Below are 8,180 nucleotides of genomic sequence, written 5' to 3'. Positions count from 1 at the left end.
GGGAAAAGGGGAAAGATTAAATTTATTGCTTTTCCCTTTCCCCTTTAACCTTTTCCCCTACCCAATGCCCAATGCCCAATGCCCAACCACCAATCCCCTACTCAGAAGACAAGGGGAAAGGGAAAGGGGTATGGTTCGACAAGCTCACCAACCGGGGAAAAGGGGAAAGATTAAATTTATTGCTTTTCCCTTTCCCCTTTAACCTTTTCCCCTACCCAATGCCCAATGCCCTCATCTGACCTAAATACCTAATAGTTCATCTAGTTCTAAGTTGGGCAAGTCTGGAGGAATCACAGTTCGCACTATTGTAACTTTGTGGCTCTCTTGTTGGGTTGCTGGATCGAGAGCGATCGCTTCTAAGCGAATTTCCAAACAACCAAAGGGAATGTTCAGTTGCGTCATTACTTCCAACCCTCCCAAGGTGTTGGGTAGTAAATTTGTCAGTAAATGAGGCCCATCTAATAACCAACGAGTTTGACAATCTTCAAGCCATAACTTGATAGCGACTGGTCGAGATACTTCAGGCATTACTGCCCGTATTATTACTGATTTTCCAGCTATTAGTTCACCTTCTGGCACATATAGTTGTGGAATTGGTAAAGGCTCAAGCGCTTCGATATTTATAGCTAGAAGACTAGATAAATCTGGTGATGCTTGCTCCTCTTCTTCCAAAGCATAACTCTTCGTTGTATCAGTTTCTAAATCACTATATGTATCATCTACAACAATTTCCTCTGACAACCAAACTGATGCTGTATTTCCGTTAATCGGCGGAGGAGGCGGTATTTGTGATAACAAAGGTGGTGAAAATGTCGGTTCTTCTAATACTGTTTCTACTTCCGTATTTTCCTCTATAACCAGGTCTACTTTTTCTACTGTATTTGTATCTTCCAGTATTTCTGTGTTGGCATCTACACTTGACAGCAAGTTGACATCAACAGCATCAACATCACTATTGGAAATTTCTGCACTCACAGGAAGTGACGCCTGTTCATCTGGAACATAGTTATCGTGGTCTTGGGGTGGTAGCTCATTTATGGGTTCAGGGAAAGAATATCCTTGGCTGTGCATCCACTTCCTGAGCAAGGGAGATGAGTAAAGTTTTGTTTTAATGAATTCTGAATTTGTCTGAATTGTTATTTGAGGGAGAGATTGTTCTTGGAGTTGTGAATTGGCTTGAGGTGGTGTTGGAGGGACAAATTCTTCTTGGAGTTGTGAATTTTGTTGAACTGGTATTTGAGGGACAAATTCTTCTTGGACTTCTAAATTTGTGTCAACTGGTATTTGAGCGACAGATTCTTCTTGGACTTCTAAATTTGTGTCAACTGATGTTTGGGCTGTATTTTTATCTTCATCGATAATTGCGTCCAATTGCGATGTGTCATCAGTCGCTACAATTCCCAATTTATCTGGAGTATTATCTTTTACTTCTTCTGTAGCAGTTGAGACAGTTGGTAAGCGTTTCAAGTATGGAAAAGTCGTGTCGATTATTGGTATCCGACGTTGCCTGATGACTAATTGCTCTAAGTTGATGGCAGCTATGGTAGCATCCTTTTCCAAAAGCTCGTTTTGTAAAGGAGATTCTGCAACAACATCTGTGGGGGTATTGACATCAATTTGAATGGGGGGCAATTTTGGTAATTGAGGCGAAGTAGCTGAAATTTTCTGCTCAGATGTGCGGCGAGTGGCTTCTCGCAGAAGTTGGAGGTTTATTTGCGCCGGTAGGGGTGTGTTTGGAGATGGGTTACCTACCAGAGGCTGGTCTGTTTTTCTAACTTTAACCAGGTTCAATAGTTTTAAATCCAGCTTAAAAGTTGGCTCTGGTTCTGTGGAATCGCTAGAGGATACCGATGGTGCTATCACCTTATTGGACGATGTACTAGATTTTGCTGCGGCTGTGATTGTGAGTAATTCTGTTACATCTGCTGTAATTGTGAAGGATTGGTTGGCTAAATTTGTGACTTCACTGGTGTCAGTGAATTTACCATACAAAATGATATCCGCCAAAATTAACTTTGATTCACATTCAGCAGGAATATCAATGTAGGTATTGATATTGAAAGGTAGTTCTTGGTCTGGTAATGGTTGCACTACCTGGGTTAAGATTTGCGATTCTAAAGGCGATCGCAGTTCAATTTTTAGTTCTAGTCCACGGACAATTTTTGGTGATAATGTTTCAGCAAGCTCTGAATTCGTCTTTTCCTCAAGTTCTACGTATCCATTAATTGTGAGAGCTTGTCCCCAACGAGCAATATAAGTATCCCGATCTAAAGTCAGCAATAATGGCGGTAGCTGTTGTGTTTCTGAATAATCTGTAACATTTTCTTCTTCAGTTAGCGGTTCAGGAGCAGGTAAAGCTAATTCTATTAAATTTTGTAAAATTTGTTCTACCGTCTCACCTTTGAACCATACAGGACTGACTGGTCGATCGCTCCCTATATTTTCTTCATTAGTTACATCTGTGACAATATCTGTTTCAGTACTGTTAAGTATATGTTCTTTAGTTGTATCTGGAACAATAGTCGTATTAGTAATGCTATATATATCTTCTTCCGTAGTTATATCTTCCAGCACAAAAACCATGCCAGTGTTACTAGTTGTATATTCTTCTAGAGTTACATCTGATAAAATACTGATATCAGTGTTACTACTTATATGTTCTGCTTGAGTTATGTCTTGGGCAGTAATTGTGTCAGTAGTACTAGTTGTATATTCTTCTTGAGTTACATCTAGGACGATTTCTATATCAGTATTATTAACTGTATATTCTGGTTGGGTGAAATCTAGTAGAAATTCTGTGTCAGCATTGCTAGCAGTATTTTCTGTTTGAGTTACATCCAGGGCAACAGCTGTATCTTCAAACCCAGTTAAATCTGGCACAAATTCAGTGACAGCATTGCTAGCAGTATTTTCTGTTTGAGTTACATCTAGGGCAATAGCAGTATCTTCAAACCCAGTTAAATCTGGCACAAATGCTGTGCCAGTGTTGCTAGCAGTATCTTCTGCTTGAGTTACATCTAGGGCAACAGATGTATCTTCAAACCCGGTTAAATTTGGCACAAATGTTTCTTGAGTTACATTTGGCACAACATCTATGTCAGGGCTGTTATCTGTAGGAATTGGCAGTTCTGCGGAGGTAGCGATGGCCAGATCTGGAGTTTGTAATGCTTGTGGGACATTGGTAACAGGTATGGGAAAAAGACTTGGTGTCACTTCTCCTATTGGTTCTTGCTCCTCTGCTTCCCTACTCCCCTGGTTATCTGCTTCCTGGCACACCACTTGCACTTCGATACTGTATTGCCAAGATTTACCGAGCATATCTGACATCAAATCGCCGGAACACCGCAGTTGCCAACCTCCGGGCTCAAAGTCAGTAAAAGGAATTACCGCCATTAAGCCTTCTGAGTTAGTGCGACGCGATCGCTTGAAAATTCGGCGTTTTGGTGTAGCTTCGTGTGTTGAAAAGTGAGTGACGCGCACTTCCACATCTGTATTTAGCAGGCTAGAACGAGCCAGAACTCTATAATGCCCTGCCAAAATTTGTAAATTTGGCGATTCCAGGATGTGCCACGAGCGATCGCCTTGCCTCTGTATCAGAAATTGCCAGTGTTCCATTGTAAATGATGCCCAGACCTACAAGCCGCCCAGTAATATTTTGTGTTCGCTTGCTTGCAAGTTTACCTCAGTAATTCCTAATTGCATCCCTAAAAAGCCTATGAAGTTAACTTAGTTTCATATACTTAAATTTTCGCAAAGTCAATACCTTAAAATCAGCCTTTTTTGAATCGACAACCCAATCTCCACGGAACAGAACATACAATAAATTAAGATTCACTTGATAACTTTGATTAAATTGTGACACCGACCTTTTGCTACAAACACGTAGGATGTAGTTTCTAAGTATTCTAGATGGTATGTGCTGTCTTTTTTGATAGCTACAAGCAGCGTCGTCTCGCAGCGAAATTTAGGTGACAATGAAAATTTACAGGAGGGATTACATGCTAGTCATTTTAATGGACGAGCAAATCCTTGCCCCTGAGCAAGTTTGCCCGTCTTGTTTACTCGCTGATGGGAGCGGCCAACCCCGTTGGCGTGGTGGTCAATTGCGCTGTGGTCAAGCTATTCGCAAACTTACTCAACAGCAGCCAGACCAATATGAATGTGTAATGGGCTTTCGCATCGCCCATATAGAATAACTGAATTTACCAGCAAGACCAAGCAACTGCGTTATCCTAAGGTCAAGTAAGTGTTGAAATATAACCATAGGAGAATGCACAATGACTTGGCGCGGGTCTACAACTGTTCCAGATCGGATTTTTGCTTGCTTGCCTTATTTGCTGCCCTTAATTGATGGTTTAATCTTTGGTCGCTATTTGTTTACTCAGTTTCCAGTACTACAAGTCCTACTTTTACCGCTCCAACCAGTGCTAATAATTTACGGTAGTTTGGGACAATTGGGGCAACTAATCGTATTTTTTGCCTTGTTCCTACTGGTGGTAAGAAACGAAAAAATTAGTCACTTCATTCGTTTCAACACAATGCAGGCAATTCTTTTGGACATAGTTATATTTTTGTGTTCCATATTGGTGCGAATTTTAGGACAGGTTCCTGGTACTGCCTTTGCAATTGAAACAGTGGCTAACACGATTTTTTTGGGTGTAGTGGTAGCAGTTGGATATTCAGTTATCCAGTCTTTGATTGGTCGTTATGCAGAAATTCCAGCGATTTCTGACGCAGTGTACATGCAAGTGCGCTAGTGGTTAACGGGTCGCTACGGTGTTTTCCAGGCGACCAATACCTTCAATTTCTACACGGACGCGATCGCCTACTTGCATTGGACTGACACCCTCTGGCGTTCCTGTAAGCACCACATCCCCCGGTAATAGCGTCATCACTTGACTGATATAAGACACTAAAACATCCGGTGAAAATACCATCTCATCGATACAGGCAGATTGGACTGGGTTGGCGTCGTCATTCAGGAAAGTCTGCAATCTCGCACCTGGATTTAATTCCCGCACAATCCAAGGCCCCAAAGGACAAAAAGTATCAAAACCTTTGCCTCGCGTCCATTGACCATCTTTTTTTTGTAAATCCCGTGCTGTAACATCATTAGCGATGGTATAGCCCCAGATTTTAGTTTGGGCTATTTCTGGCGTACAGTCAAAAACGCGATCGCCAATTATTAATGCTAGCTCTCCTTCGTAATCCACTCGTTGCGATTGGGGAGGATATTTGATTTCCGACTCAGATGGAATAATTGTCGTGGGTGGCTTCAAAAAAATTAGTGGTTCAGAAGGCACTGGAGTTCCCATTTCCGCAGCATGATCGGCGTAATTCTTCCCCACCGCCACAATTTTTGACGGAGCGCAGGGAGCCAAAATGTGATAATTCTCTGGCGTTAAAATCAAATCAGTGGGTTGTCCTTCTAACCAAGGGGGAGCATCTAACACCTGGACGTTGAAGGATGGTTGTAGTAACCCATAGTAAATTTGTCCTTCTTGATTTTGAATTCTTACATAGCGCTGCGCCATAACCTCGATCGACATCCTTTTGTCTTTGATTAAAATCTGTAAGCGGGTAGTAGCAATCCTCAGTTAGCTTTTTGGAGAAGCGATAAAGCCTTAAGCAAAAAAGCGATCGCTACAAATCCCCTTTGAAAAAGGCTAAGCTGATAGCTGAATCAATTTGCTGGCGAACCAAAGAAATCTGGGGTCGGCTCCCGACCTAATATTTCAATAGGGACATCCAAGAAATGAAATCCAAAGTTCGGCGGATTGGCTAATGAAACAAAATTGAAAACTGGTAAGATTATAGTTCCTTGTTGCTTCAGATGTTGATGAATACTGGTATTTTGAATAAAAGTAAAGTATTAATTGACACTAGCAGCCATTTTTTGCCCATAAGGAGACTAAAAAATATGACCACAAGTTACGAAACAATGTACATCCTGCGTCCTGACTTGGGAGACGAACAGGTAGAGCAAGCAATTGGCAAATATCAGAATTTGCTGCGCGAACAAGGCGCTGAGGATATCCAAATTCAAAATCGTGGTAAGCGTCGTCTGGCTTATGAAATCAAAAGACACCGCGATGGGATCTACATCCAATTAAATTACACTGCACCTGCAACAGCGATCGCCCCCTTTGAACGCGCCATGCGTTTGAGTGAAGACGTGATTCGCTATCTGACCATTAAACAGGAACTCGAAGAAGCGAAAACTGCCAAAGTGGCTGCAAATGCAACTGCATAGAAAATAGGGCACGGGGCATACTAAGAAGACAAGGGGAAAGGGAAAGGGGTAAAGGGAAAAAGGGAAAGACTAAATTTATTCCTTTTCCCTTTCCCCTTTAACCTTTTCCCCTGCCCCATGCCCAATGCCCAACCACCAATCCTCTTGAATAAAATTTTGTTTTTTTATTTACCAGTAACTTGGTTGGTAATGCTAAATTAACAAATACTTGCCAAAGGTAGTACTCCCGCAGTTATACCTAAGACTGGACAAGATTCTGAATGGGAGCGGTAAGCTACTGTGAGTCAATCTAATACGTCAAACATTCAAGTTCTCTCTACGGAAGTATCGCAACTACGCCAAGAGTTGCAACTCCGCGACCAATTAGTGCAACAGCTATCTCAAGAACTCTTCCGGCTGGTAAAGGGTAATACTAATTTTATGCCCCAGCAGCCGGAGGTTGAGCGTGACAACACGCAGTTACAAGCTTTGCAAGAACAACTCCAAGCTGTGGAACAGCAAGTGGCATTTTACCAAGATCAAATTACGGCTCGTGACTCCGAAATTTATCAATTGCGACAGTCAGTCCAAGAACTAACAGATCGCACTCGGATGTTGGAGCAAGTTGTACAAGAACTCCCTCAAATTTACCGCCGGAAATTTGAGGAGCGCATGACACCAGTTAGAGAAAAAGTGGCAATGCTACAACGAGAAAACCGCCAACTCCAGGCGGAACTGCAAAGTGTAAGTTATCGTTTAGCAATCAAAACCCGTAATGCTAGTCACAGCGGTATTGATTTGCCAAACTTTCCTCGTCCCGCAGGCGAACAAAATCAAATTTCAACTCCCCAGAATGCCTAAAAGAGGATTTTTGAAAACTAGTAGCTGAATGTGTCAAAAACTTTTCTTTAAAATTCATCCTACTTTCCTCCTTTTGAAGGAGGAAAAGCAGGATTTTAGATTCGCCTACTGCCCTTTTATAAGCTAGTTTGGGCGAATGTTCGCAGAAGGTATACCAGTTTTCAAACATCATCTGAGAGTAGTCTAAAAACTTTGGTTGCAAGAAACTGGGGAGTCCAGGAAACAATTGCATCTGTTGTGACCGATTTTGCTGATTTTCGGTACTACATCAACAGCCAGGAAACTATGAGTTTTCCTCAACATTGTTTTCTAGAAAAGATAGAACATTAGCCTGCTAGCACCAGACTTTTTTCTTTGACGATGTGAGGATGCACAAAAAGTTTAAATAAATGCAAAATTGCTTGACTCCGCCATCCTTCTTCAGTTAGATTTATATATCAGCCTGCTAGCACCAGACTGTCATTCTTTGTGGTACTAAAGATATCTTCATAGGTGTCAAATATCTCAAACACTGTGTCTAACTGTGTAAGTTCCAAAATTAGTCTCACAGGGGTTTGTACGTTGCATAGAACTAAACGGCAGCCTCTTTGACGTGCGGCTTTTAACCCTTTGACTAGAGGAACTAAACCAGAACTATCCATAAAGTTAACTTCTGCCAGATCGATAACCCAGAGTTGATTAGGTTGGGGCACAATCCCAGCCATTTGTTCGCTCAAAGCCATGCCACCTTGCAAATCAATACTTGCTTGGGGTTTGAATAAAATAACTTGAAGTTCTTTCGTGAGAGTCATGAATTTAACAGGGTAGTTGGAACACTTGAAAAAAAAACGAAAAAAGACATAAATACATTTCCTCTTTCAACAGCAAAATTACTGTTTTACCCAGATACCCAGGTAATTCCAGCTGTGAAGTTGACAGAGTTTTTTTCAGTATTCATGTCGTATAATTTGTAATAACTTTTCCCAATATAGGCATAAGCGCCTAACAAATTCGGTATCAACCGTATCTTTTACGAAATTTTCATAATTTCACCAGAGATTTATAAATTTTTTATAAATTATTTTCGCTGTTGTTACGAAATTATGGG

Annotated in this window: 6 protein-coding genes and 1 pseudogene; 4 read left to right on the top strand and 3 right to left on the bottom strand. The window is 41.3% G+C overall.

What is annotated here, in order from left to right:
• Positions 1-3,258 precede the first annotated feature (3,258 nt).
• Positions 3,259-3,615: pseudogene (locus tag GNE10_RS28600) on the bottom strand (hypothetical protein); the annotation flags it as partial.
• Positions 3,616-3,998: 383 nt separating this feature from the next.
• On the opposite strand from GNE10_RS28600, the gene GNE10_RS28595 reads away from it, so the two are divergent.
• Together GNE10_RS28595 and GNE10_RS28590 are read left to right on the top strand one after the other, a co-directional pair.
• Positions 3,999-4,196: a hypothetical protein gene (locus GNE10_RS28595; RefSeq protein WP_099066073.1), complete on the top strand. Its 198-nt coding sequence runs from the start codon at positions 3,999-4,001 to the stop codon at positions 4,194-4,196.
• An 81-nt stretch (positions 4,197-4,277) separates the two neighbouring features.
• Complete coding sequence (locus tag GNE10_RS28590) at positions 4,278-4,757, top strand: Tic20 family protein (protein ID WP_099066074.1); 480 nt, start codon at positions 4,278-4,280, stop codon at positions 4,755-4,757.
• A gap of 3 nt (positions 4,758-4,760) precedes the next feature.
• Here GNE10_RS28590 and GNE10_RS28585 read toward each other — a convergent pair whose 3' ends face one another.
• Positions 4,761-5,534 (bottom strand): fumarylacetoacetate hydrolase family protein, encoded by a 774-nt coding sequence (locus GNE10_RS28585; protein WP_185569033.1) that lies wholly within the window; start codon positions 5,532-5,534, stop codon positions 4,761-4,763.
• Between the two features lie 386 nt (positions 5,535-5,920).
• Here GNE10_RS28585 and rpsF point away from each other — a divergent pair, with 386 nt between their 5' ends.
• Together rpsF and GNE10_RS28575 are read left to right on the top strand one after the other, a co-directional pair.
• Positions 5,921-6,253, top strand: a complete 333-nt coding sequence (rpsF, locus tag GNE10_RS28580; protein WP_099066077.1) for a 30S ribosomal protein S6 — start codon at positions 5,921-5,923, stop codon at positions 6,251-6,253.
• 279 nt (positions 6,254-6,532) lie between these two features.
• Entirely contained in the window at positions 6,533-7,093 is a 561-nt protein-coding gene (locus GNE10_RS28575) for an Npun_F5560 family protein (protein ID WP_099066078.1), read from the top strand.
• 437 nt (positions 7,094-7,530) lie between these two features.
• Here the strand turns inward: GNE10_RS28575 and GNE10_RS28570 are convergent, their stop codons facing one another.
• Positions 7,531-7,884, bottom strand: a complete 354-nt coding sequence (locus GNE10_RS28570; RefSeq protein ID WP_180267360.1) for an STAS domain-containing protein — start codon at positions 7,882-7,884, stop codon at positions 7,531-7,533.
• Positions 7,885-8,180: the final 296 nt, after the last annotated feature.

The sequence above is a fragment of the Nostoc sp. 2RC genome (assembly GCF_014222165.1).
Classification (GTDB): Bacteria; Cyanobacteriota; Cyanobacteriia; order Cyanobacteriales; family Nostocaceae; genus Nostoc; species Nostoc linckia.
This window is presented reverse-complemented; position numbering and strand designations above follow the sequence as displayed.

Excerpts from the sequence above, each read along its gene's own strand:
- GNE10_RS28595 (WP_099066073.1), top strand. The coding sequence starts at position 3,999 with ATGCTAGTCATTTTAATGGACGAGCAAATCCTTGCCCCTGAGCAAGTT.
- GNE10_RS28590 (WP_099066074.1), top strand. The coding sequence starts at position 4,278 with ATGACTTGGCGCGGGTCTACAACTGTTCCAGATCGGATTTTTGCTTGC.
- GNE10_RS28585 (WP_185569033.1), bottom strand. The coding sequence starts at position 5,534 with ATGGCGCAGCGCTATGTAAGAATTCAAAATCAAGAAGGACAAATTTAC.
- rpsF (WP_099066077.1), top strand. The coding sequence starts at position 5,921 with ATGACCACAAGTTACGAAACAATGTACATCCTGCGTCCTGACTTGGGA.
- GNE10_RS28570 (WP_180267360.1), bottom strand. The coding sequence starts at position 7,884 with ATGACTCTCACGAAAGAACTTCAAGTTATTTTATTCAAACCCCAAGCA.